Source organism: Microcoleus sp. Pol12B5, assembly GCF_036701335.1.
GTDB lineage: Bacteria > Cyanobacteriota > Cyanobacteriia > Cyanobacteriales > Microcoleaceae > Microcoleus.
In genome coordinates this window covers 1-25,219 of record NZ_JAUBQQ010000081.1, presented here as the reverse complement: position 1 = coordinate 25,219, position 25,219 = coordinate 1, and the positions used below count along the sequence as shown (strand labels likewise).

Annotated in this window: 25 protein-coding genes and 1 pseudogene; 15 read left to right on the top strand and 11 right to left on the bottom strand. The window is 45.9% G+C overall.

Going from position 1 to position 25,219, the window contains the following annotated elements:
* The first annotated feature begins 95 nt into the window (after window positions 1-95).
* From QUA24_RS23915 to QUA24_RS23900, 4 genes are all read left to right on the top strand, one after another.
* Window positions 96-1,115: an ATP-binding SpoIIE family protein phosphatase gene (locus QUA24_RS23915; RefSeq protein ID WP_333232616.1), complete on the top strand. Its 1,020-nt coding sequence runs from the start codon at window positions 96-98 to the stop codon at window positions 1,113-1,115.
* A complete protein-coding gene (locus QUA24_RS23910) occupies window positions 1,112-2,668 on the top strand; it encodes an ATP-binding protein (protein ID WP_333232615.1) in 1,557 nt (518 codons plus the stop codon). Before QUA24_RS23915 ends, QUA24_RS23910 begins: the two co-directional genes overlap by 4 nt.
* 6 nt (window positions 2,669-2,674) lie before the next feature.
* Window positions 2,675-2,866, top strand: a complete 192-nt coding sequence (locus QUA24_RS23905; protein ID WP_333232613.1) for a hypothetical protein — start codon at window positions 2,675-2,677, stop codon at window positions 2,864-2,866.
* Window positions 2,867-3,260: 394 nt separating this feature from the next.
* A complete protein-coding gene (locus QUA24_RS23900) occupies window positions 3,261-4,733 on the top strand; it encodes an MBOAT family protein (RefSeq protein ID WP_333232611.1) in 1,473 nt (490 codons plus the stop codon).
* Between the two features lie 335 nt (window positions 4,734-5,068).
* On the opposite strand, the gene QUA24_RS23895 is transcribed toward QUA24_RS23900, so the two are convergent.
* Window positions 5,069-5,893, bottom strand: coding sequence for a sulfurtransferase (locus QUA24_RS23895; RefSeq protein ID WP_333232609.1), 825 nt, complete (start codon window positions 5,891-5,893; stop codon window positions 5,069-5,071).
* A 26-nt stretch (window positions 5,894-5,919) separates the two neighbouring features.
* Window positions 5,920-6,888: a hypothetical protein gene (locus tag QUA24_RS23890; protein ID WP_333232608.1), complete on the bottom strand. Its 969-nt coding sequence runs from the start codon at window positions 6,886-6,888 to the stop codon at window positions 5,920-5,922.
* 484 nt (window positions 6,889-7,372) lie between these two features.
* Between QUA24_RS23890 and glmU the strand changes: the two genes are divergently transcribed.
* Window positions 7,373-8,749 carry a bifunctional UDP-N-acetylglucosamine diphosphorylase/glucosamine-1-phosphate N-acetyltransferase GlmU gene (gene glmU, locus QUA24_RS23885; RefSeq protein WP_333232606.1) on the top strand — a complete coding sequence of 459 codons (1,377 nt, stop codon included), beginning with the start codon at window positions 7,373-7,375 and terminating at the stop codon, window positions 8,747-8,749.
* 189 nt (window positions 8,750-8,938) lie between these two features.
* Here the strand turns inward: glmU and QUA24_RS23880 are convergent, their stop codons facing one another.
* Entirely contained in the window at window positions 8,939-9,682 is a 744-nt protein-coding gene (locus QUA24_RS23880; protein ID WP_333232605.1) for a hypothetical protein, read from the bottom strand.
* Window positions 9,683-10,200: 518 nt separating this feature from the next.
* The gene (locus QUA24_RS23875) at window positions 10,201-10,698 is read right to left on the bottom strand and encodes a hypothetical protein (protein ID WP_333232603.1); all 498 of its coding nucleotides are present in this window, start codon (window positions 10,696-10,698) and stop codon (window positions 10,201-10,203) included.
* A 472-nt stretch (window positions 10,699-11,170) separates the two neighbouring features.
* On the opposite strand from QUA24_RS23875, the gene QUA24_RS23870 reads away from it, so the two are divergent.
* Genes QUA24_RS23870 through QUA24_RS23860 form a run of 3 tightly spaced genes read left to right on the top strand, consistent with a single transcriptional unit; the run spans window position 11,171 to window position 12,475 of the window.
* Window positions 11,171-11,509: a hypothetical protein gene (locus tag QUA24_RS23870; protein ID WP_333232601.1), complete on the top strand. Its 339-nt coding sequence runs from the start codon at window positions 11,171-11,173 to the stop codon at window positions 11,507-11,509.
* A 27-nt stretch (window positions 11,510-11,536) separates the two neighbouring features.
* Window positions 11,537-11,992, top strand: coding sequence for a hypothetical protein (locus tag QUA24_RS23865; protein ID WP_333232619.1), 456 nt, complete (start codon window positions 11,537-11,539; stop codon window positions 11,990-11,992).
* A 45-nt stretch (window positions 11,993-12,037) separates the two neighbouring features.
* Window positions 12,038-12,475, top strand: coding sequence for a hypothetical protein (locus QUA24_RS23860; RefSeq protein ID WP_333232599.1), 438 nt, complete (start codon window positions 12,038-12,040; stop codon window positions 12,473-12,475).
* 183 nt (window positions 12,476-12,658) lie between these two features.
* Here QUA24_RS23860 and QUA24_RS23855 read toward each other — a convergent pair whose 3' ends face one another.
* Together QUA24_RS23855 and QUA24_RS23850 are read right to left on the bottom strand one after the other, a co-directional pair.
* The gene (locus QUA24_RS23855) at window positions 12,659-13,594 is read right to left on the bottom strand and encodes an isoaspartyl peptidase/L-asparaginase (protein WP_333232598.1); all 936 of its coding nucleotides are present in this window, start codon (window positions 13,592-13,594) and stop codon (window positions 12,659-12,661) included.
* Between the two features lie 70 nt (window positions 13,595-13,664).
* Window positions 13,665-13,814, bottom strand: a complete 150-nt coding sequence (locus QUA24_RS23850) for a DUF2256 domain-containing protein (RefSeq protein ID WP_333209997.1) — start codon at window positions 13,812-13,814, stop codon at window positions 13,665-13,667.
* A gap of 158 nt (window positions 13,815-13,972) precedes the next feature.
* Between QUA24_RS23850 and QUA24_RS23845 the strand changes: the two genes are divergently transcribed.
* From QUA24_RS23845 to QUA24_RS23820, 6 genes are all read left to right on the top strand, one after another.
* On the top strand, window positions 13,973-14,929 hold the full coding sequence (locus QUA24_RS23845) for an RNA methyltransferase (protein WP_333232596.1): 957 nt from the start codon (window positions 13,973-13,975) through the stop codon (window positions 14,927-14,929).
* Between the two features lie 305 nt (window positions 14,930-15,234).
* Window positions 15,235-16,827 (top strand): serine hydrolase, encoded by a 1,593-nt coding sequence (locus tag QUA24_RS23840; protein ID WP_333232595.1) that lies wholly within the window; start codon window positions 15,235-15,237, stop codon window positions 16,825-16,827.
* A 65-nt stretch (window positions 16,828-16,892) separates the two neighbouring features.
* Window positions 16,893-17,294, top strand: a complete 402-nt coding sequence (locus QUA24_RS23835) for a hypothetical protein (protein ID WP_333232593.1) — start codon at window positions 16,893-16,895, stop codon at window positions 17,292-17,294.
* A 113-nt stretch (window positions 17,295-17,407) separates the two neighbouring features.
* Complete coding sequence (locus QUA24_RS23830; RefSeq protein ID WP_333232590.1) at window positions 17,408-17,764, top strand: hypothetical protein; 357 nt, start codon at window positions 17,408-17,410, stop codon at window positions 17,762-17,764.
* Complete coding sequence (locus QUA24_RS23825) at window positions 17,761-18,189, top strand: HNH endonuclease signature motif containing protein (protein WP_333232589.1); 429 nt, start codon at window positions 17,761-17,763, stop codon at window positions 18,187-18,189. Before QUA24_RS23830 ends, QUA24_RS23825 begins: the two co-directional genes overlap by 4 nt.
* Window positions 18,190-18,282: 93 nt before the next feature.
* The gene (locus QUA24_RS23820) at window positions 18,283-19,041 is read left to right on the top strand and encodes an HNH endonuclease (RefSeq protein ID WP_333232587.1); all 759 of its coding nucleotides are present in this window, start codon (window positions 18,283-18,285) and stop codon (window positions 19,039-19,041) included.
* Between the two features lie 139 nt (window positions 19,042-19,180).
* On the opposite strand, the gene obgE is transcribed toward QUA24_RS23820, so the two are convergent.
* From obgE to QUA24_RS23800, 4 genes are all read right to left on the bottom strand, one after another.
* Complete coding sequence (gene obgE / locus QUA24_RS23815; protein ID WP_333232585.1) at window positions 19,181-20,221, bottom strand: GTPase ObgE; 1,041 nt, start codon at window positions 20,219-20,221, stop codon at window positions 19,181-19,183.
* A gap of 573 nt (window positions 20,222-20,794) precedes the next feature.
* On the bottom strand, window positions 20,795-21,529 hold the full coding sequence (locus QUA24_RS23810) for a Mo-dependent nitrogenase C-terminal domain-containing protein (RefSeq protein WP_333232618.1): 735 nt from the start codon (window positions 21,527-21,529) through the stop codon (window positions 20,795-20,797).
* Between the two features lie 575 nt (window positions 21,530-22,104).
* Entirely contained in the window at window positions 22,105-23,178 is a 1,074-nt protein-coding gene (locus tag QUA24_RS23805; protein WP_333232583.1) for a class I SAM-dependent methyltransferase, read from the bottom strand.
* 476 nt (window positions 23,179-23,654) lie between these two features.
* Window positions 23,655-23,966, bottom strand: coding sequence for a 30S ribosomal protein PSRP-3 (locus QUA24_RS23800; RefSeq protein ID WP_333037125.1), 312 nt, complete (start codon window positions 23,964-23,966; stop codon window positions 23,655-23,657).
* Between the two features lie 177 nt (window positions 23,967-24,143).
* Here QUA24_RS23800 and QUA24_RS23795 point away from each other — a divergent pair, with 177 nt between their 5' ends.
* Entirely contained in the window at window positions 24,144-24,932 is a 789-nt protein-coding gene (locus QUA24_RS23795) for a TIGR01548 family HAD-type hydrolase (protein ID WP_333232581.1), read from the top strand.
* Window positions 24,933-25,003: 71 nt separating this feature from the next.
* On the opposite strand, the pseudogene QUA24_RS23790 reads toward QUA24_RS23795, so the two are convergent.
* A pseudogene (locus QUA24_RS23790) lies at window positions 25,004-25,219 on the bottom strand (tetratricopeptide repeat protein); the annotation flags it as partial.

Here is a 25,219-nt window from a genome sequence, read left to right as displayed (position 1 = left end):
AGCTGGGTGCGGTGAAAGTCGCACGCCCAGATCTAACCGAGAGGGGCGGGGAATAATATCCCCCCTCGACTCAACCTTATGAGAACTGATAAAAAATGATAGATGCCGTAGCCCTGCCCGTAACAGAAGAAAGTCAAGTGGGAGAAGCGCGCCGAATCGCAGTCGCCCTGGCGGCCGAAGTCGGATTTAACGAGACCGATCGCGGTAAAGTAGCAATTGTTACCACAGAAGCAGCAAAAAACGTGGTCAAGCACGCCCGCGAAGGAGAACTTTTGCTGCGAACATTAAAAACAACGGCAGGATATAGCATTGAAATAGTAGCGCTCGATAGGGGGCAGGGAATGGCAAATGTCGCGCTGTGTCTACGGGACGGTTTTTCTACAGCGGGAAGCCCTGGAACGGGACTGGGGGCAATTCAACGCCTCTCTACTTTTTTTGATATTCATTCTGTACCAAAACTGGGGACAGCCTTATTAGCGCGGCTGGAACCGACCCAAAATAGCCGGGAAGCATCCGAAAACAGCAATTACTTGGAATTTGGGGTTATCCACTTACCGAAAGCAGGAGAGCAAATTTGCGGCGATTCGTGGGCGGCAGAAAATCACTGTGAGAAAAACCTGATTTTAGTTGCAGACGGGCTCGGCTACGGGGATTTGGCCCAGGAAGCGTCTCAGGAAGCAGTGCGGGTATTTGAGGAAAACGCCAAACTTGGGCCGAAAGCAATTTTAGAAAAGGCGCACGCTGCTTTAAAAAATACCAGAGGAGCGGCGGCGGCGATCGCCCAAATCGATCTTACTCAACAAACAATTTGTTTTGCCGGAATTGGCAACATCAGCGGTGTAGTTGTCACAGATAACCAAAGCCGCAGCATGGTTTCCTACAACGGCACAGTTGGACATATGATGCGAAAAGTAGCAGAATTTGTCTATCCTTGGTCGCAGCAGTCCCTACTCATCATGCACTCCGACGGTTTGGCGGCGCAGTGGAATTTAAACCGCTACCCGGGTTTAGCCTCCAGGCATCCTGCTTTAATCGCAGCCGTGCTCTACCGGGACTTCAAACGCACTCGCGATGACATGACAGTTATAGTAGCCAAGGTGAGAGAAGCAGCGTGAGTTACCCAATCCTGACGACGGAAGTCCGTTTTGAACAAGACATCGTACAAGTACGCCAAAGAGCTCGCCAAATTGCTAAAGGGCTGGGATTCGATTCCCAAGTACAAACCCGCATCGCCACAGCAGTTTCCGAAATTGCCCGCAATGCTTTCAAATATGCAGGCGGTGGCAAAGTAGAATTCATTGTGGAAGGGGAATCGCCCCAAATTTTTCGGACTCGGATTTCCGACACGGGGCCGGGAATTGCTGATTTAGCGGCTGTGTTAAGCCCCAATTTTCGATCGCAAACCGGCGCGGGACTTGGTTTAGCAGCAGCGAAACGCTTGATGGACGAAGTGCAAATCGACTCGGCGCCCGATCGCGGAACGGCTGTACAATTAATTAAACAGTTTTCCAAAAATATGCCGGCGCTGAGTGCGATCGAACTAAATCAATTAGTTGACAAACTAGCGCGCCAAATTCCCGAAGATCCCTATGCCGAAATTCAGCAGCAAAATCAAGAATTACTACGTACTTTAGACGAACTCCGCCAGCGTCAAGAAGAACTCGTACAATTAAATCAACAACTAGAAGATACCAATCGCGGAGTCCTGGCACTTTACGCTGAGTTGAACGACAAAGCCGAATCTCTCCGCCGCGCCAGCGAACTCAAAACCAGCTTTCTCTCCAATATGAGCCATGAGTTTCGCACTCCGCTAACGGCAATTCTGAGCCTTTCCGAAATCTTGTTACATCGCCTAGACGGAGAACTTTCAGCCGAACAGGACAAGCAAGTAAATTACATTTACAAATCCGCCGAATCTCTCGCAGAACTTGTCAACGACTCGTTAGATTTAGCCAAAGTGGAAGCCGGAAAACTAACTGTTCGGGTGGCTGATTTTGAAATCGAAGATTTGTTCAGCGCCCTGCGAGGAATGATGCGCCCCCTGCTTCCCCAAAACTCTGCTGTTTCTATAATTTTTGAAGATCCTCTCGAACTTCCAATCCTCACAACCGACGAGGGAAAAGTTGCTCAGATTTTGCGAAATCTGATTTCTAACGCCCTCAAATTTACCGAAGCAGGTGAAGTTCGAGTTGCTGCGGAAATGGGAGAGGAGGGAACAGTTACTTTTTCAGTAGCAGATACGGGCATCGGCATTGCCCCAGCCGATCAAAGGCGGATTTTTGAAGAATTTGTCCAGCTCGAAAACCCCTTGCAGAAGGGCGTCAAAGGCACGGGATTGGGATTGTCTCTATGCAAAAAACTGGCGGAATTTCTGGGGGGAAGCATTAAAATCACAAGTTCACCCGGAGTGGGTTCGACTTTTTTGGTCACACTGCCGATTCTGTATCCTGGAGAGGAAGAAAATCCTTTGGAAATGTCGGCTGCTAAGGGAGATGAAATATCGCCCAAAAGCGCAAATTTTCGTAGCTTGCGGGGTTCCGGGCGATCGCCAGCGGCGGATTCAGCAGCCAAAGTTTTGATTGGGGAGGATGAAGATAGTTTTTCCGTATTTGCTGAAAAACTTGCCACCAATTCATTGTACTGCGATATAGGTCGCCAACGGCGCTGATGGTGGATGCGACTGCTCCTTGAGCAACCGCAAGCAATTTTTATCGACATTAGGATACCGAATCTGACCGAATTTGAGGTTTGGGAAGGGTGGAAATGCGATCGAACTACTTGTCAAATACCTGCTATTGTGATGAATTCCAAACATTTTGGGTTACATCACTTTTTTGCTGTGCGGGATGCTAGGAATGCACGATAAAAAATATTATTCCGATGCGAAGAGAAACGATATCAGGAATTATAGCTGTTGAGGACTGAAGTCCGATGCTGCAAACCTAATTATATTTTTTCCCCGAATTTTATATGGTTCCTAAGAGAGTTAATTTATAGCAGGCAAGATTTATTTAATTTGCAACAGAATTTAACCTTTGTGCTGTAAAATGTAGCAGTTCTCAGTTGCCGACTATATAGTAGGGGCTTACCGAGGGTCTGTTTTCGTGTCGGCGATCAGCTAAAATCCCTGATAAATCTCGTTCTTAGCAAAGTTTCGATTAATAAAAATAATGCAAGAGTAGACCCGTAATCCAAACCCTACAAAATAAGCCATTCCCAAATCTAAAATCTAAAATCTAAAATCTAAAATCTAAAATGGTATGACTTTCATCTCCCTTCAATATGCCCTGTTTCTGTTAGTTTTGTTCGCGGCTTACTGGTTGGTTCCGGTGCGGTGGTGGCGGCTGTTCATCATGTTGGCGGGTAGTTTAATTTTTTACGCTTCGCTGCAAATTTGGTACATTCCTCTGCTGTTAGTCGGGGCTTTGTTTAATTACTGCTTGGCTATGGCGATTGGGGAACCTCTGGATTGGCGGATTGCTAATGAATCTTGGAACCGCCGCCGCTTGTTGCTGCTGTGGATAGGTATCTGCCTGAATGTGTTGCTGCTTCTGGGCTTTAAGTATGTGCCTTTTTTATTGAGTTCGATCGGCACTTTGTTCAATTGGCCTTTAGCTATCAACGGGGCTGACTGGGTGAAAAGTCACGTCATCGCACCTTTGGGATTGAGTTTCTTTTGCTTTGAGTGCATTGCTTATTTGATTGACGTGTACCGAGGCGCGCCTGCTGCTACTTCGCTGCTGCACTTTGCTGCTTACAAGTTGTTTTTTCCAAAACTTATTTCCGGCCCGATTACTCGGTATCACAACTTGATCTATCAACTGAAAACCCAGCAATTTCCGACGCCCGATCGCATTTCTGAGGGACTTTGGACGATCGCCTTTGGTGCAGTAAAAAAAGGTCTTTTCGCAGATAACTTGGGAATTTATGTCGATTTAAGTTTTACCAACTTGCAGCGGGCGGGTAGCGAGGATTTGTGGCTGGCTATTTTTGCTTACGGGCTGCAACTTTATCTCGATTTTAGTGGCTATGTTGACATGGCGCGCGGTTCTGCTTTGCTGCTGGGTTGGTATTTGCCGCCAAATTTTGATTTTCCTTATTTTAGTGCCAGCATAGCTGATTTTTGGCGACGCTGGCACATGACTTTAGGCGACTGGCTACGCAATTATTTGTATTTTCCTTTGGGCGGTTCGCGAGTCGGTTTGTGGCGCACTTGTCTCAATTTGTCTATTGTCATGTTAATTGCGGGAATTTGGCACGGGGCAGCTTGGGGATTTATTGTGTGGGGGGGTTTACACGGTTTAGCTTTGGCTGTTCACAGGCTGACTGATGTGCTGTTTAAGCGATTGCGGATCGAGTTTTTGTGGGAAAATCCGATCGGTATTGCGATCGGTTGGCTGTTGACTCAGGCGATGGTTTTTGGTAGTTGGATATTTTTCCGCCTTCCAGATTTAAAGGATTCTGGATGGGCGATTTCGCATTTGTGGGGACACACTGCTGACGTGCAGTTTGCTGAGAAAGTTTATGTAGAAGCTTTGGGTTTAGATAGAGTGAGTTTAGCTTGGATGCTGGCTGCTTTGGCTGTGGCGATGCTGGGGAATTATGCGTTGAGTCGGGGTTTGAAATTGGAGTTAAATTGGCCGCTGAAATTGGTGTTAGTGCCGCTTTGTTTGTATGCGGTTTGGGTGTTGGCTCCCGAAGGCGGTTTGCCTTATATTTATTTTGATTTTTAGGGTATTATTTAATTCGCCGTAAGGTGCAGCGCACCCTACGACGACATTGAGGTGCGCCGAAGTGATTACCCGCTACCTATTAGTATAAAATTAAGCTTTTAATTGGTCAGTCCTCCCGCTCACCCAACAGTCCGCCAGGGAATGAATTCCCTGTCTCATAGCTAAAGTCCTCTTAAAGAGGACTGAAGAACTTATTAGTGCTAATAGCGAGGAATTTCGCTTTGAGGCTCTTGTTTCAACGGCTGCCGGACTGAGGATTTAATGTTAAATTGACATCAATGCCCGCTACCCTACAACTCACAGTCAACAGTCAACAATCATCTCGCTCCTGGGCCCTACAACTGATAAGAACACCAGTCGCTCCAGCTACCGACATAAAGTTTAGCATCGGGAATTCCGGCGATTTCTAAAGACAGTAAATTAACGCAAGCCGTCACCCCAGAACCGCAATAAACAATAATTTCTTCGGCTTTTTCTAATTCCGTCCATCGGTGTTTTTGTTCGGATGCCGATCGCACTTTTCCAGTTTCATCAGTCACCCCTTGCCAAGGATAGTTAACCGCACCCGGAATGTGACCTGCAATGGGGTCGATCGGCTCCCGCAAACCTTCATATCTCTCGCTTTCTCGCGAATCAATCAAAACTTTTCCCGGCAAGTCTTTACGCTCTTTCACGGTCTCAATATCTACCGCCAAATCCTGCTGCAAATGAGCAACAAATTTACCCTCGCGGGGGTCTGGCAAAGTATTTGTTACCGGATATCCCGCCGCTTTCCAGCCGCTGAAACCGCCGTCTAACAAAGTGACTTTGCTGTGTCCCATATATCGCAGCAGCCACCATAAACGAGCCGCAAAAGCCAGCCGCGAATCGTCATAGGCGACGACTAAAGTTTCTGCTGAATTAATACCGATAGCGTTCAATTTATTAGCTAATTCTTCAATATTTGGCAGCGGATGTCTACCGCCGTGTTTGCCTACTGAACTCGCGAGATCGCGGTTTAAATCTAAATAGAAAGCTCCCGGAATGTGATTTTCTTGATATTGTTTTTGTCCCAATTCAGGGTCGGCAAGGGAAAACCGACAGTCAATAATTACAACTTGCGGATTGTCGGTATTGGTGGCTAACCATTCAGGAGAAACGATTAAAGTGTTGTCAGTCATAATTTTTCACATCTATGTTTTAACATTTATCGGGAAGGAGCTTTTTTATCTGGTTCTGCTTTGTCGGTACGAGATTTTTTAGAATTTGCTTTCTCCGAAGCTCTTTTTTCAGAATTTAATTTTTTAGGAGTTGCTTTTTCCGAAGGTGATTTTTCGACAGGTGCGGGAGTTGGAGTTGGCAGAGGGGGAGTTACGGCTGCTTCTTGAGCGTAAAGCAGATATTTCTGATACTCGATTACTTTTGATTGAGCTAGTTGATAGTTGGGGCTAGAGACTGGTACTCTTCTCATTAATGAGACGGCTTCTTGCCAACGATCGATAACTGTAGTCCAATCGGTCTTGGTTTTTGCCGATCGCCCTAACTCTGCTGCTTTGAGTGCACTGTTAACGGCTTCTCGAAAAGTATCTGGTGCAGTATCCAGTGCAGTTGCTAAATTCGCTGTTTCATCGGGATTATTCCCCGCAGTTGCTGCTGGCTGGTTCAAAATTTTACCGACAAATGCCACCACCGCGATCGCCAACATACCCGTTACTAGCCCCACTACAATGAAAGTCGATCGCAGTCGGTTCTCAAATGCTGCAAGTTCCGACGGTTTTTCCTCCTCAATATTGTTCTCCATGTCTGTGCGATCGTCCATATTAGCAACAGCAGTATTTGGTACAGCTTCTCCTGCAAAGCTTTGTGGTTCAAAATTACTGTTCTCTAAACTAAACTCTTGACTCCAAGCAGCAGCAATCTGACCGCTTTCTCGGCCCTCAACCTTCACTTTGCGAATCGAATCCGGCTGCAAATTTGTCAGCTCGGTGCGAACCAAATCAACTAATGTATTTTCTATGGGTACTTGCTCGGCCTCAAGAATTACATCCAAACAATCGCCGTCGAGATTTGCCGAGGCTGTGATGCCTTCAGATTGCAACTGGCTGTTTAGCCAAGATGCGATCGCAGTGGCGAGATTTCCCTGCTTGGCAAGTTCCTGAAAATTAAGCTCTGTCATAGCTGGACACCTGATAATGCAGAAGGTAGAAGGCAGAAGGAATGAAAAAGTCAGAAATAGTTTTTTAAAGTTGAAAACACCCTAACTGAAATTCAACAAATAGTATAATGTATCGTGGCAAATCCCAGCCCTAAGATGCAAATTATCACTCTCGCTCTCCCTCCCCGCCCTTGGGAAAAGACTCGCACTCCTTACTCCCAAACGAACTCAGGTTTTTAGTGAGGAATGCAAGTCGTCTTGCTCAGCCGCCAAATACTGCTACTGATGCTGCAACTAGGTTTTTGATACAGGGCGCGCCAGTCCAGATATTGCAAGCATCGCCCCTACAACCAGCATCCGCCTGGAAAAATCCTCAATCGCGCGGATGCGAGATGGGAAATTTTAGATGAAAAATTTGTGCGATCGCAGTGCTATCGGCGGACAGCGAGTGATATCATCAGTTAGTCAATATTCAAGTTTTTATAGCAAATAACTCGATCGCACAATGGTAGCAATAGCAATTTTAGCGGCTGGACGCGGCACGCGCATGAAATCTGACTTGCCTAAAGTTCTACACGAATTGGGCGGTCGATCGCTAGTTGAGCGAGTCCTCCAAAGTTGTCAAGAAATTCAAATTACGAGGCGACTTGTCATCGTCGGTTATCGAGGTGAACTCGTGAAAGAATCCCTGATTCGAGGTCAAGAAATATCAGGGAAAAATCCTCAATCTCCTCCCCTAGAATTTGTCGAACAAACCGAACAATTGGGAACTGGTCATGCCATTCAACAATTGCTGCCTCACTTAGAGGGATTTCAAGGAGACTTGCTGGTATTAAATGGGGATGTACCTTTGCTGAGGGCAGAAACTCTCAAACAATTGATGGTAATTCACAAACAGCACCAAAACTCTGCTACTTTATTGACAGCTAATTTGCCTAATCCTCAAGGGTACGGCCGAGTATTTACCGACAGTCAAAACTTAGTCCAGCAAATTGTCGAAGACCGCGACTGCACCCAAGCTCAAAAGCAAAATCACCGAATTAATGCAGGTGTTTACTGTTTTCACTGGCCGGATTTAGAGAAAATTTTGCCAGAATTGAAGGCAGACAATGACCAAAAAGAATATTACCTAACTGACACGGTAAATTTCCTCAATCCGGTGATGGCGGTGGATGTGGAAGACTATCAAGAAATATTGGGAATTAACGATCGCAAACATTTAGCCACAGCTTGCGATATTTTGCAAACGCGGATAAAAGACAAGTGGATGACGGCGGGAGTGACACTGCTAGATCCCAACAGCATCACCATTGACGATACAGTAGAGTTGCAGCCGGATGTGGTAATTGAACCGCAAACTCACTTGCGGGGAAACACTTCGATCGCCTCTGGGAGTCGCATCGGCCCCGGCAGTTTGATCGAAAACAGTCAGATTGGAGAAAATGCGACTGTGCTTTATTCGGTGGTTTCTGACAGTATGGTTGCTGAAAATTCGCGAATTGGCCCTTACGCCCACTTGCGGGGACACGCAGAAATTGGGGCGAACTGCCGCGTCGGCAATTTTGTAGAATTGAAAAATACTCAAATAGGCGATCGAACTAATGTAGCTCACTTGTCTTATTTAGGCGATGCGACTTTGGGAGAAAAAGTCAACATCGGTGCTGGGACAATTACGGCGAATTATGACGGAAAAAACAAGCACAAAACTCAAATAGGCGATCGGAGTAAAACGGGTTCTAACAGCGTACTGGTTGCACCGATAACTTTGGGGGAAGATGTTACTGTAGCGGCGGGTTCTGTGGTGACAGAAGATGTACCGAATGATGGTTTAGTAATTGCCCGTTCCCGGCAAGTTGTCAAACCAGGTTGGAAGTTGAAATAACCTAAAAAGTGAACGAGTGTTCACTTTTTAGATAATGAGTTTCCACCCGCGAGTTTCGCACTGGATATCAAAGAAACCGGGTTTTTATAACGGAAGCGATCGCACTCTAGAAGAGATTGTGGTAAAATACCCAGTTTCGGCGTAAGTCCGCAACCTTGAGAAATCGGGTGAATTGGGGGCTATTTTTGATTATTTTTGCTGGTGCAGATAGTTGTTAATCGCTTTGGCGATTTTTGCTTGCTGGTATGGGTTCATCGTGCGGGTTAGGGAGATGCGAGACCCTCCACAAACTAACAGTCTGACTTCGTACCAAATATCATTATGCCGATCTTTTGTTTGATCGACTTCCACGCCATAAATATCGCACAGAGAGTATTCCATCACTTGACGTGCCAACAAACCCCGCTGCTTAACAGTCAAGGTGTTTAAAGTTTCATCGAAGTTGTAGGTTTCATTATTTCTCAAGACGATCACTGCGATTCCTGCGAGCAAAAATATGCCTCCTGTCCATCCCAACCAGCGCTCGTCTTGGCTTAAGCGCAGCAATCGATTTTTTGCATTTTTAACAAAAAAATTGATGTCAGAAGCAACAGCGTCTTGGGTTACCCAATTAGTGGAGTTAGCTGTGAAAGGAACATTGCCAACAGAAGTCAAAAGTACAACTCGGGTTTTATAGCCACATCTTTCAACTTTAGCTCCCCGCAAAGAAGCAAGCTCAATTTCTTTGATGTTCGACCCCAGTAAATTCGATCGCACAATCTGACAATTTCCTTGTTTGGCCTGTAATCTCTGGCAGCTCAGGGTTGTTCCATGATAGTCAAAAGTCACCGATATCAGTCCCAATGCCATGAATAAACAACTAGGGAGCCAAAAATCAAATATACTTTTAGTCTGAATTATTAATTCACTTGCTGTTTGCTTGATTATTTTCATTTATCTCACCTTTTGATTCCAAAAATGAGGCTACAGATCGACTTCCTGACCCAGATGAGCCGAATTGTTAACTTATATATTATTTGAAGTCGTCCTCTACCATGACCCTTTTATTTTGGTAATAGGTTAGCACTAAAATTTGTGACCCACAACAAATGTTACGGTTCACATCAATAACAAATGTTGCGAGTTTACCTGTGGCTGCATTTGAGATAGCTAGCTGTGTATTTAACTTCACAATTTACTGGGGAGATCGCTCGCTTAGATACCCACAAATCTCGATAGGTATACCGTTTCTTAGCCCCCCAGCATGACTTAATAAATTCTTGATAATTGAACAATTACGAAAGCCTAGCTTTAAAGATTCTTCACAATTTAGAATCCGTAGGAATTTTTAAGAAAATATATTTTGGACGATCGTTAATTGAGATAAATCAACAATCTTTGTAACTTCGATCGCCGACTTTCAGTCGCAATTGGGTAGGTCAATAACCGTACCATCCCTTATAAGTTAACTTCTAGAGATATATTTTTTTGCGTTTATGAACATATTTTAACACCCCACTCAGCACAAATATTCCTCCAAATATCCATCCAAACCAACGATCGTCTTGACTTACCTTTAACGATTTAATATCTGTGTTTTTAACAAAAGAATTTATCTGATTAGCAATAGAATTTTTGTCTCCCCAACGAGTAGCATTTCCCAGCGGAATTCCGCCTGTTTTTGTTAACACTACAACCTGGCTACTACCCTTGCTTTTTTGAATAACTTTGCCTCCCTGTAAATCATCCAGAGAGATTTCTTGACTGCTTGAAACCCATAACTTGGATTCTGTAAGTTTGCAATTACCTTGCTTGGTTTCTATTCGCTGGCAAATTAGAGTTGTATTTGGTGAGATGTGAACCATAAATAATCCAACAATAATTAAAGGCAAGCTAGATAATAAGTCTAGCCAGATGTTAGAAGCTTGAATTTTTAGTTCAGAATATGGTGTACCCTCGATTTTTTTCATAAATTTCTCCTATTGATAACACCACGGGAATTGCTAATTTACCTGCTGTGTAAATTGTATCATCACGCACAGACTATTGTCGAGAACATTTTTTAGTTCATCGCGCTTTCAAATGGCTGCCAATCAAGCCAGTTATTTTTGCTGTTCTCTGCGCTTGCTGCCGCTGCAAAAACATAGGCGATCGCCTCCTAACATTAACAAATTAACATTATAGCTAATCCCACCTGCGCTATCTTGTATTTGTCCAATTCCACCCTAAAATTTTCCTGGTTAAACTTTTGGTAAAATTTATTGTTTGCTCGATTATGTTCATCTGTTTATCCTCTTCATTGAACAGAAAAGCTAAAATGTATTGTGAGGTGGCAAACTGGAAATTTCGGGATTAAAACGCACGGTACCCCGAAAGTCTTTGCCTTGTTTTCTGTGTTAAAATATAGCTTAGCGGTGACAACAGTTTGATCGCGCACAGCGAATGTTAGGATTTTGGTTAGGAATTAGACTAGGAACTCGATCGCGACTGCCGCAAATGATACCCTCTACCCTAGATCGACCCGAAGAACCATTTGCACGCGCCAGCACCGGCTGGGACATCCAAAAGCTTTACAGCGACTTGGCAAATGCCAAACAAGAATTCGCCCCACACACCAGAAGAGGGCTGACACCTGTAGAAAAGCGGCACCTCTGCGGCTTGCTGTGCGGCTACAGCCCAGCCGAAATTGCGGTATTTCTCAACAAACAAATCAAAGGTGTCGAAGTTGATTTGTCAAAAACTTTGTACAGATACATAGAATTATTGACAAATCGGCCCTGAAATGCGTTCAAAAATTGGAGAGATGCGATCGACTGGCTGGAAATAGCCGGATATAAAACGCAGCCAAAAACCTCAACCGGCGCCATCTTAAAAGCCACTCTCCACCATTCAGACAGGATTTTGTCTGTGGCTATCAGTCCCGACGGACAATTCCTCGCAACGGCTTCTGAGGAGAGTACAGTGAAAATTTGGAGTTTGCACAGCGGGGAACTGCAGCAGACAATTTTCGGACATTCAACAGCCGTGTTGCTAGTTGCTTTCAGTCCCGCCAGCAAAACGCTGCTGACACGATCGCGCGCAGGCACAGTCAAACTTTGGAACCTGCAAAATGGCGAACTGCTGAAGCGTTTGGCAGAGGTGCACCGCCACGAAGCCGTCGCAGTCAGCCCCGATTGGCAAATTTTGGCGATCGGCACCACCCGCGGCACAATCCAGCTTCAGCACCTCAACAGCGGCCAACTGCTGCAAGTTTTGGAAGGCTAGCAAGGGGATGACATAAGTGCGATCACCCTGAGTCCCAACGGCAAAATGCTAGTAGCCAGCGGACTCAATGCAGCCAGCGGTTTCTGTCGCGCCACAGTCACTTTGTGGGAATTGCCGGGAGGCGAAGTGAGGCGAACTTTTGGCAGCGAAAATCATGTAGCGATTTCTTCCGATAGCCAAATTCTTGTCAGTCACGGCGGCCAAACTATCAAGCTGTGGAATTTGCAAACAGGCGAATTATTGCATTCGCTGCAAACAGGAATTCGCATCACTTCTGCCGCCGCAATTAGCCCTGATGGGAAATACTTTGCAGTGGGGTGTTTTGACGGTACTGTTAGACTTTGGAATTTTTACGGCGAATTGCTGCACACTTTAGATGGACATTGTAGCCCTGTGTCTGCGGTGGCGATCGGGTTTTTGGGCGAAATTCTCGTCAGCGGCGGGGAGAATGGTACTGTTAAACTTTGGCAACTGCGGATTTAACAATATCGATTCCGGTTGCACCGTCCGTGCTTGTTGACTGTTGACTGATAACTAATAACTAATGACTGATGATTGATGACTAATGACTGTCGGATTTGATATAAAACTAACGCCGAGCGAGATACCCGACTTTTTGAACAAGTCGGGTACCTGAACCACATACTGACAATTTATATCGCCCTTTTAAGCAATAAAAATCAACGTTCCCTTGCTCATTTCCAAAGTATCGCCCATTTCCATACCGTTGTGAAAAGCACCCAAAATCACCTCGCTAGTTTTGCCGAAAGCGATCGCCCCGGTAGCATCAATTCCAATTGCGCCAAAATCCCGTTGACGTTCGTCAGCTTCAGTAAAAGAACGCTCAAAAGCAGCTTTCAAACTCAAACCATCTGTTACCCGAATCACAATTCGCGCCGCCAAACACTCGTCCATAATGTGCTCGCCAATCCCCGTACAGCTTACCGCCGCACTTTGGGCCGCGTAATTTCCCGCCGGCATCGCCGAGTCGCTAACCCGCCCAATCCGCTCAAAACCCTTGCCACCAGTAGAAGTCCCAGCAGCCAAGCGTCCATGCACATCCAAAGCTACGACTCCGATCGTACCCACACCGGCCGGTTCGGCAACCACGTCAGCCATTGCTTTACTAAAATTGCCTTGGCGTTCCTGCATCCACTCGTGCAAACGCAAATCCGTCATCGGATCGTAAATCGGCAATTGAAGTTCTCGCAACAATTCCGCCGAACCAAAATCAGAGAGAACTCGATCGTCCGAATGCTGCAAAAATTGAGCAAGTTCGATCGGATGTTGAACGCGAGAAACATTAATCGCCCCGCTGAAACGCTGCATCAAACCATCCATCAGGGAAGCACTCATCCGAATTTGACCGTCCGACTGCACTACAGAACCAGTACCGGCATTGAATCGCGGGTCATCTTCCAACAATTGGCACCCCCGCACCACTGCATCTACGGCACTTGCACCGTCTTTCAGCAGCGGATAAACTTCCTCCAAAACATCGTAAAGCGATTTCCGCACCGCCTCAATTCCGCCTTTACTATGTAGAGAACTGCCGGCACCGCCGTGAATAACTAGCTTTGGTTGCACTTGTAGCGATGCCATAATTTTTAACCTAAAATTTTTCCTTTGCAATCTTAGCTTTGATCGAGCAAATTACCGTAAATTATTAATCTTAAGCGGCGAAACGGCGGCGACGACAACGCTCGGAGCAGTATTTAACCTCATCCCAGCAGTCGGCCCATTTTTTGCGCCAAGTAAAAGGTCGATCGCACACCGGGCACATTTTTGTTGGTAAATCAGATTTCGATCGTTGCTTAGCCATGCTAATTTTGACAATACATTAACTAATTCACATCTTGTACCATTTTTATGAACAGGCAAGATGCCTGTTCCACAAGAGTTAAATTTGATTGTGGAACAGGCATCTTACCTGTTGCTAAGGAAACAACATAATTTCTGCCAAACACCTCCCAAATAAAAATGCTCGAAAAGGCCGACGCCAACATCCGAATAGTCTTAGTCGAACCAGCAGGGCCCTTGAATGTGGGTTCTGTTGCCCGCGTGATGAAAAATATGGGTCTGCACCAATTAGTTTTGGTAAATCCCCAATGCGATTATTTAGGGGAAGAATCCCGACTGATGGCAGTTCGCGCCGCCGACATATTGGAAACGGCGAAAGTAGTCGAGAGTTTGCCCGCTGCTTTGGTTGGGTGTGTCAGAGCGATCGCAACTACAGGAGATGATAGTCGATCGTTGCCAACACAACTAGAAGAACCCGCAGAGGCCTTGCCTTGGCTCCTTGAAGCCCCCAGCGCCCTCATTTTCGGCCGAGAAGACTGTGGCTTGACCAATGCCGAATTAAACCGCGCTCAACGCCTGATCCGCATTCCCAGCAGCGATGCCTACACTTCCCTAAATCTCGCCCAAGCCGTCGCTATCTGCTGTTACGAACTATACCGGGACGAAGGAAGAAGGAAGAAGGAAGAAGGAAGAAGGAAGAGGGAAGAAGGAAGAGGGAAGGAAGAAGAAGATGCCTCGTTCCCAGGCTCAGCCTGGGAAGGCATATCCAGAGGCTCTGCCTCTTCAATACCCGATGCCACAGATAATTTATCAACTTGTTACCAAGAAAAACTTGCCACCCGTCAGACAGAAAATCCCTCAATTCCCCTCGCCAGTGCTCCCTTGGAAAATTTAGAGGGATATTACCAGCAACTAGAAACGCTGTTACTCAAAATAGGATATTTGCAGCCGCACACAGCAGCAAGCCGGATGGAAAAATTTCGGCGTTTGTACAACAGAGCCTATCCCACAGTGGATGAAGTCGCCATGCTGCGGGGCGTCCTCCGCCAAACAGAATGGGCAATCAAAACTTACCCACGAGAGGCAAATTCTGATACTCTGGATGGGGCGTTGCCGGAAAATCCAATGGATAGCTAGGAGAAATGCTGATAATTGGGGATGTGAGATTGAGGATTTTTTTCACATAGAACTTTCCTGCACCCACTTGTCACCTTCATAACAGGGTTTCTTGACTAAAAACCTAAGCTTTGCGATAATTTGCGAGCAATAAACCCGGTTGCTGATATCCTGCAGCGTCTGGGGCAAATCTAAAATCTAAAATCTAAAATCTAAAATCTAAAATTGATTGGCTGGCAAGCTGAAAAATCTTAAACTTGAACTTTACATTAGTGATGAAGGAGTAAGACGTGGCAGAGCGGTTTCCCAAAGGATCGATATTATCCGTGATATCCTCGATATCTTCTCCCAACTCCGGCTCAAAGCAGCCTAAGTCCGGCAAAGCAAGTCAGTCTGGCAAATCGGGCCGCCGCCGCCCTCCGCAACCGCAAAACGGCAACCCAGAAATCCGATCGCCCGAACCTGCGACTTTGCCACCGCAACAGGGCCGCGGCAGCAGAAATGGAGCCAATTCTCCCACATCTTCGGAAGAATTTACTACACAAGACTTTTTATCCGATCCTCGATCGGCAATTAACCCCAGAAAACCCAGAACCAGCAAAACTCCGCAGTCGAAGACTCGCCAACCCCGCAAAAAAGGCCTCGCTGCTGTTGATATGTTTGAGTTTCCCGATCCGAATCAGGAGCGGGAAAATGTGAGTTCGATCGCCAGCAATCCCAACAGCCAGAGCCAAACTGCCACTCCCCCTGCAACCCGTGGAAGTCGTCCCAGTTCGCCCCCAGTTCGCATTCCAGACACGGTAATCCCCCCAGATACCAAAAAACCCCCCGTTCCTAAACCGCGCCCCCAAGCGAGTCAGAGACCGGGTAAACGCTCTGCACCTCGGAGCGTGCCCCCATTGGTGTACGCTACTCGCTTGCTGATTTTGGGAGTTGGGATAGCGGTGATTTGCGGTACGCTGCTGTCGGTGGTAAATGCTGTGAGTCGAGCATCGACTGTAGCGACAGAAGAACAAACTACCGCAGGGCAGAAAAACCCAGATGCAGGCGACAGCGCATCTGCAGCAGCGGTGACAGGAGAAGTGTTGCAACTGAATCAAGAATTAGGAGCTTTGAAAACCCAAGTTCAGGTTTTAGCAACAGAAAATCCTAGTTTGACAGCCGGAATATTTCTAGTCGATTTAGATACTGGAAGCTACCTAAATTTTAATGGCGATACTGCTTTTGCTTCAGCTAGCACAATTAAAGTGCCAATTTTAGTAGCTTTTTTCCAAGCAGTAGATGAGGGCAAAGTGCAGTTAGATCAGGTGCTGACGCTGAAGTCCGAACACATAGTCGGCGGTTCTGGGGATATGCAAGACCAGGCTCCTGGCAAGAAGTATTCGGCTTTGGAAGTTGCCCAAAAAATGATTGTTGTCAGTGACAATACGGCGACAAATATGATGATTGAGTTGTTGGGAGGTGCTGAGATGTTGAATCAGCAGTTTGCCAATTGGGGTTTGAGGGCGACGGTTCTCCGCAATAATTTACCTGATTTGGAGGGAACTAACACTACCAGTCCGCAGGATTTGATTAATATCATAGCCCAGATTGATCGGGGTAATTTGGTATCCGTCAAATCGCGCGATCGCATTTTGCAAATCATGCGCCAAACTAGAAATGATTCTTTGCTGCCGAAAGGTTTAGGCGAAGGTTCAGTTATTGCTCACAAAACCGGCAACATTGATACAATGCTGGCGGATGCGGGGATGGTGGATTTGCCGAATGGTAAGCGTTATTTGGTGGCGGTGATGGTGAAGCATTCACCGGAAACAGAGAAGCCAGCTCAAACATTGATTCGGGAGATTTCTCGAATGAGTTACCGCTATTTGTACGGTGGGGAAACGCCAGCCGATTCACAAGTGAAAATTAAAAATTGAAAATTTAACCGGGTTTTTTCGGGCAAGTGTTGTAGACTTTATCAAACTATAAATCAGTTTGTATTATGAAACTAAACATCCGCCTTGCTTGTCTAGTAGCGCTCTCAACTTTAGCCGTTGGAGTCTTCCCTACCTTGAGTAATGCTAATCCTGCTCCTGAATCTGAGACGGACGGCGTGAGAGTGATCAACAATAATATCGAACTCAATCGGGCAAAAAACTTAGCCCGTCAAGCAGCAGAAAGGGCTAATGGGGGTTTAGGCAACTATCGAGCTGAAGCTTCTATGCACGGTATTTCTAGGGAATCGCCTTTTGTAGACAATGGCGATGGAACTTGGACTTTTACTTTTAAGGGTTCCAAGCCTGGTTCGTCAGTCTTTACGGTAGAAACGGTTGTTACGGTTTCCCAAGATGGCCGAATCAGAGTTGATTACAATGGGCAAATTCGCCAGTTATCTCCATTGTGAACAACTGTACAAATATCGGGCTATGCAGTTTCAATCCTCGATCGAAATTTAAGTTAACGGCATTTTTTCCCTTTGTTACAATCAAGGGAATTCCCATCCTCAGATCAGCACTAATGCAAATTATCCTAGAAGTTCCCGATATCCTTGGCGAAAAACTGCAACAATTGGGCGATCGTCTCCCGGAAGCCCTGGATCGCGCACTTCGGGAACTCGCCCCCGCAGAAACCATCCCCTACCAAGACGATCGCCAAATCGTCGAACTGCTAGCGAGTCAACCCAGCCCAGAAGAAATCCTCGCAATCCGCCCCACACCTGCGTTGCAAGCCCGCATGAGCCAACTGCTCGATCGCAATAAATCCGGCACTATTTCGGGCAGAGAGGAAGTAGAACTCGATCGCTATTTGCTGTTAGAACATTGGGTCCGTTTAGCCAAAGCTCACGCCTACAAACGCTTACAGACAGAAGCATGAGTTATGTACCAGCCACTCTGCGTCGCGTCGTCACCCAACGCGCCGGAGAGCAATGCGAGTATTGTCGATTTCCCCAAACGGCTTCACTCTTTGCCTTTGAAATGGAACACATCATTGCTGAAAAACATGATGGGGTCACGGAAGCTGAAAACCTAGCGTTATCCTGTCCTTGCTGCAACCGTTTCAAAGGAACTGACCTAGCTTCCATCGACCCTGAGACAGGACAGCTAACTCCCTTTTTTAATCCCCGCCTCCAGGAATGGTCAGACCACTTTCGGCTAGAAGGAGGAGCAATCGTCCCACGGACACCAGAAGGGCGCGTAACCGCTAAAATTCTGCAATTTAACCTCCTAGAACGCATCCTCGAACGCGAGCAACTTATCAGTATGGGGCAATATCCAGCACCCCGCCCACAAACCACATAAACAGTAGGTGATTGTATGAAATCAACTTAACGATGCCGATTGTAGCAATACTTTAGAGAAGTGGTATTACAAAACAAATGAATAATTTTAATTGTGAAAAAACCTTATAACTGGAATCGTCTTATAGACTCCTTGGGTGATTGTAATTCCCCCTCTGCTTATATAGTAGCTTATTATCTTTCAAGATTTGATAGATATGCTTATCAGAAATTGGGATTTGGTAATATGACCAATACCCATGAAAAAATAGGCTCTCTACTTGGAATTTCCGCTAATACAATCAAAAATTTGAGAGATGCCTTTGATCCTTATCATGAAAATAGGCGTAGAGGCTGGTGGCAGAGAGAGTTATGGCGTTGTGAAAAAGAAATTTATGAAGGATTTAAAGAATATTCTGAAGAAGAGCTCTATGTTCTAGTTGGCAAAATGTTAACCACACCCAAGCTTGATTTTGAACAGCTTTTCGATTATTTTAGTGCCTCAGATGATACGCTAATATTTCCTGATGAAGTCGGAAAAGTAGAGGAAACTAAAACTTTGAAAGAAGGTTCTATCCGTCAAATACAAGTTAATGCTTATGAACGAAATAATCAAGCTCGCAAAGAATGTATTGAACATTATGGGCTAAATTGTTATGTTTGCAAGTTTAACTTTGAAAAAGTTTTTGGAGAAATAGGTAAAGGTTTTATTCATGTTCACCATATAATACCTTTAGCTGAAATTAATCAAGAATATGAAGTTAATCCTATTCAAGATTTATGTCCACTATGTCCTAACTGTCATGCAATGATTCATAGGAAATATCCTCCATTTACTATTGAAGAAATTAAAGATTTACTTAGTAAAAACTGACTTCGTAGATAGATGTCCAAGATATTTTATGAGACCATAGAGGCTCAAACCCTTGCCGCACCAGCCATACAGCCGAAAGATTTGACCCCCTCAAAAAAACACCTACCCATTCACGGAAATTCCAGGAACCGGAAAGCGATTAAACACTCGCGACTGCTAACTGTTCTGCCGCCTCTTTCTCGTTCATCTCGTCGAGTTTCTGCCAAACTTGCTGCATCAATTCATCCAATCCCACTCTACTAACGGCGGAAATCAACAAAACATGAGCGCCACTAATTTCTTTAATTCGGCTGATTAAATTACCGATTTCTTCGCTTTCGAGGTCGATCGCATCTACCTTATTAAAAGCCAAAATCTGCGGTTTATCGGCTAAACCACGCCTGTAAGCCTTCAATTCTTCCTGAATTGTGACATAATTGGCGATCGGATCTTCATCGGTAATATCGATCAAATGCAGCAGCAACCGAGTTCGTTCAATGTGCCGCAAAAACTCGTAACCCAAACCAGCACCTTCGTGAGCCCCCTCAATTAATCCCGGAATATCAGCAAAAACAGTACCGTCGCCAGTCGGTTTTCTGACTACGCCCAAATTCGGGACTAAAGTTGTAAACGGATAATCTGCTATTTTGGGGCGAGCTGCAGACAAAGCTGAAATTAAGGTGGATTTGCCCGCATTCGGCATCCCGAGAATTCCCACTTCAGCTAATAGCTTCAATTCCAAACGCAAAAACTTGTGTTCTCCTTCTTTTCCCGGCATCGCATAATCGGGAGCGCGGTTGGAATTTGTCAGAAAACACTTATTTCCCAAACCGCCTTTGCCGCCTTTGGCTACGCAAAAAGTCTGTCCGGGCGTCACTAAATCTGCTAAGATTGCCTGAGTTTCCGCGTCGTAAACTACTGTACCGCAGGGAACTTCGATCGTGCGATCGTCCCCACCGGCACCGGTCATATTTTTCGGCGCGCCTCGCTTCCCATCATCGGCTTTAAAAATCCGGTTGTACTGAAAATCTAGCAGCGTTTGCAGGCTTTCCACCGCCACCATATACACGGAACCGCCTTTGCCACCCGTCCCACCAGAGGGGCCACCCGCTGGTACATACTTTTCTCTGCGAAAAGCTACCATACCGTCGCCGCCTTTGCCGGCTGCGACTTGAATATCTGCGCGATCGATAAATTGCATAATTTAGTCAGTAGTCAATAGTCAGTGTCAATAGTCATTAGTTATTATTATACCAGATGCAAGTACCATATTCCCCTTTTCCTTTAGTCCGCGTCGGCGGATGACAGGCAAGTTTAGTCGCGATTTACAGTTGCCGGAAAAATATAATTATACCAATTCTCAAAAGTAGTGCAGAGCGAGAGATTGTACGCAAGCATCGGTAGGGAAACGGCACTGCCGTGTCCGGCTTTTAAAGCTTTTAATAATCTCTATAATAATTTGAGAATTCTACCAAGACTTTTATTGAATTAGTATTATAAAAGCAGATTTGATATTAGCAGAAATCACGCACGCAAACAGAATAAACTTGGTTTTTATCAGGTGCAAAGAGCTGTAAAAATCTTTTTTTTGCCAAAAATAGGTTTCTAACTCATCGCAAATAATTTACTAAAAATTAGCAATTGCTAATTACAGGACTTCGCCAAATACGTATTTAACGTGCTAATTATAGCGGTAAGGTGCTTATGGGCGCATCCTACAGATAGAGGTTCTGCGCCCCGGAATGAATTACCAATTAGCAATTACCCATTCCTTTTAGCAATAGGACGATACATCTTCCTTACATTCATCTGCCAAATAGCAGAGAGCTCGAAAGCGCATCCCGACTAACTGTTCGTAAAGCGGGTTAATTTGGCACATCGCCGGAATGTGGACGATTTTGTGACCAAATAACACGACATCTCGCTCAAACGGACACTGGGGTGGAATAATTTTACAGACAAAGTGTGCCAATTTTGGGTCGTGAATTTCCCAGCCGTCGAGCCAGTCTTTTACCGGTTGCAGGACATTTTTGTGGTGAGGTTTAGGTAGCCGAGATGAAAGGGGTGTTCCGACGATGGGGACGACATTCGCATCAAAGACTATTTGGCTGCTGGGCCCCTGCGGATCGCACTTGCTGTCTTCGATGGTGTGTCGCAGAGCTTCGATCGCCTCTACATTGTGCCCCAAAGCTGTACAAAATTTAGAGATTACCTCGTCTTCGCTGAGCGAGTAGGTACCGTCTGCCAAAGCTACCATGACTGCTGTCCTCAAAAAATCCTCGCCTTTGGCGGTGTCTTTCCCTAACACAGCGGCTAATTCCTCTGGGGCAATAGGTTCAAAGCCCTCCTCAAAAGATACCGGGTGTAGTTCATCCTGAGTTAGATTTGCAATCATTTTTTGCTCGTCTTCGTCAAAGTTGCCGTCTGCCCAAGCAATTGTCAGCAATCCCCGCAGCCAAGCAGTAATCTCTTCATTGGTGCAGGAAGATTTAGCGTTACTCATTAGCATTTCCACTTGGATGTACCAGTCAATTTGTTCGTTTATAGCGGACTCAATATTCCCCTCCCAATAATTTTTACTGGTTTTTTGGTCGATCGATGATCTATTTGTGGAAGGTTTGTGCCTGAAGATTGCTCCAAACGCTTGTAGTGGACGTGTTAAAAGCATATTTGTTTCTCAGCAGCATCGCTGACTAGCGAGCTAATCTATTGGCTAATCCTATTCCCTAAAAAGTCATCTATCGAGAGGAATAGGTTTGTTGAATTCATTTTAACTTTAGTTGCACCCATCAAGATGACGATCGAATTTTATGCAAGCCCGATTGCCATTAGCAACCCAATTTTTCGCAAGAAATAAAAGGTTGGCAAGCGTTGGATCTAATCAGACACTGGGTTTGTCACCCAGGGGCGATCGAACTTCGCTCTCTTTACATTTTAATATATATTTTTGTAAATTTTTCTGTGCCGGCAGCGTCATATTAACAGCTAGCCGGATTTAAGCTGTTGAAATAAAAATATCTGAGGAAACTGTTACTGCCGGTTAACCGTTGTGATTGCTGTGTCCGCCTAAAAATGAGAAAAATTTTAACTTCGGCGGCACAAAATCCAGCGCAATTCCATTGGCGGGCGGGCGTTTGCCATTGGGAAGACATCTCGACCGGTGGCCCAACTGGGAAACCAGGGCGTCGGGGGCCAGGCTTCTTCCGGCAGGTGGTGGCGTTCATATTCAAACACCAATTCGTTGGATATTGGGACTAAGGGCAAGCCTTCCATTGCGGTGGCAAGTTCTTGGGGGGTAAATAAAGTAGACCAGGAGAGTTGGGCAACTTGTCGCACGAGGGCATCGGGCTGGTAGTCGCCGACGGTTAAAAAGGTGCTGAACAGCAACAAGCCTCCGGGAGACAGGGAATCGCACATTTTAGCGAGGAAAAGCCGTACTTGATCGCTGTCTCGAAAATGTGAGATGACTTCGGCGGCAACTGCCAACTGGTAGCGGGCTGGTTTCATCCGCATTAAGGGATCGAGCACATCGCCTTCAGTCACTGTCACGGGAAGGTTTTCGGCTGTTACTGCGGCTTTCAATTGTTCTGCAAAAGCTGGGGCTAGTTCGATCGCATCTACAGAATAGCCCAATCTCGCCAGGGGCAAGGTATTGCGGCCGGTCCCAGCGCCCACGTCCAAAATCCGCACTCGATCGGGTGTACCCAATTTAGCAGCCGTGGTCATTAATTTTGCATCGGGATGAGAGCCGAAAAGCGGAGGTTCTCTGGTGTCTACCCAGCTTTTATACTGTTCTCCAACTGTTGAGCTAGTAACAATGACTTTGCAAGCTAAACCGGTTTGCGGTGGCTGCACTGATTCGTATTGCAGGATCAGCATCGATGCTGTAGAGGTGCGGTAGCCTTGTTCTAACTTGGTGGCTAATAGCTTGCTGAGTTCGTCTCGGCGGTCTTCTGGCAGGGGTCTGTCGAGAGTGCTAAATAGCTTTTCTATGGACTTGAGATAGTGGTTTAGCATTCCTGGGATGCAGGGGAAAATTAATTCTCCGCGAGCGTTTATGCGAGTATTAATTTTGTAGAGGATTGCTTGCTGGAGAATGTCGGGATTTACTACCAGCGGTAGCTGTTCGGTCTGGTCGATCGTACTTTCGGCGCCCATAGATTCCGCGAAGAAGGAAGAAGGAAGTTCGGCAACGGATTGTTTAACTGATGTAACGGATGTCAGGAAGAAGGAATCCGTGTACAAGATTTAACGGATTTAACGGATGGATTTTGAGGCTTGAGGTTGGAGGTTCGGGGGAATTACGTTGAGAGCTGACTGTACAATTCAAGAGTATAAAAAAGCCGATTTTAGATTTATTTGGTTTGGTTGCTTAGTCTTTTTAGATTGTATTAAATCAGATTTGAGAGCTTTATTTTGGATAAATCTCAAGTCTAAAATCTCAAATCGACCTAGCCCAAAACCCCAGTAGGTTCCAAAATCGGAGTTAGTATCAAGAAAAGCTGTAGCGGATTTAAATTGTATTTTTCACGGCGAGGTGGAAAAAGCGTCAAATCCTCTCGCCTTCTCCCCTCTCTCCTTCCCCTTGTCAGCCATAACAGGCAATGTATATGGGTAGCAAATTAAAGCTGGGCTTAGTTGCTGCCGGTAAAAGTCACTAGGGGGAATCTTGACTGAGCTTCGGTCATCGGGCGCCGTCTGCCTTCCTCTTGCCAGTAGTTGATTACTTCTGTGGCTTGGTTGAGGATTTCGACGCGATCGTTGTCAGCAATCCAGTGTTTGGCTTCGAGTTCGTTTTTGAGGTCTTCCCACGCATCTTTGCGGGGCCAGAAAAAGTAGGATGTCAGCGGGCTAGTTCCTTTACCTACAACTTGGTCAACGGCGAGGGCAACATTCTCTTCTAGCCAGAGAACTTTTAAGATGAACTTGGACAAGCAAACCTCCAGGGTTCCGATCGAACTTGTTAAAAATTTCTACAATCGCTAAGCGTAGCACACTCTGTTCGATAATTGGTCATCGGCCATGAAAAGTTTTCTGGCGCGGCTGGTTTTAGCGCCACTCAGGGGCTGGGAACAGATAAAATTTGGGTTCTCACCGGCCCTAGGTACAAGGATGGTTAAGTTGTGAACAGAGTTATTGTAGTTTTTGACATTGACGGTGTGGTGAGGGATGTGTCCGGTTCCTACCGGCGGGCAATTGCGGATGCGGTGGAACATTTCACGGCGGGTGCTTTTCGTCCGAATTCTCTCGATATCGACTCTCTGAAGTCTGAGGGAGTGTGGAATAATGACTGGCAGGCGTCTTTCGAGTTAGTTTGCCGTTATTTTGAGGGGATTGGGCGATCGAGAAATGAACTCGCTCTCAACTATGACGAATTAGTGGCATTTTTCCAAAGCCGCTATCGCGGGCCTGATGAGAAAAATTGGACTGGTTACATTTGTACCGAACCGCTGTTGTTAAGTCCGGCTTACCTGGAAAATTTAACGGCTGGGGGCATGGTTTGGGGCTTTTTTAGCGGGGCGATGCGGGATGAAGCTGCTTATGTTTTGTCAGGGAAACTGAGTTTAAATTCACCCGTGTTGGTGGCGATGGAAGATGCACCGGGAAAACCCGATCCGGCTGGACTTTTCGCGGCAATTGAACAGTTGGAAACTCTGCACGGTTTAGAAAAAAATTTGCCAGTGATTTACGCGGGAGATACTGTTGCGGATATTTACACGGTTGTGAAGGCGCGGGAAGTGCAACCAAATCGAGTTTGGCTGGGGACTGGTATTTTGCCACCTCATGTTTTGGATGATTCTGTGCGCTGCGATGCTTATGCTGCAGCGCTGAAAACTGCTGGTGCCGCAGCGGTTTTCAGGAATGTCGAAGAGTTGACGGCTGCGCGGATTCGAGAATTAGTCAGTTGTTAGTTGTTAGTTGTCAGTTGTCGAAATAACCAATAACCAATAACCAATGACAACCGCCAACTTTCCCTTTAAGATTATTTTAAGTGCAAGAATTTGTCTAATGCACTGACTGCAAGTGGTGGCCAGCGGCGGTTATTGGCAACCCAATCGAGGTCTTTGTAGCGGGAGTCGAGGCCGATGGCTGCTACCCAATTACTCTCAGCTTCGCCACGATTTCCGGCTTCCCAAAGACAGGCGCTGAGGGCGGCTCTCATGTCGGCAAATTGGGGGTATCTGCGGACGATGTTTTT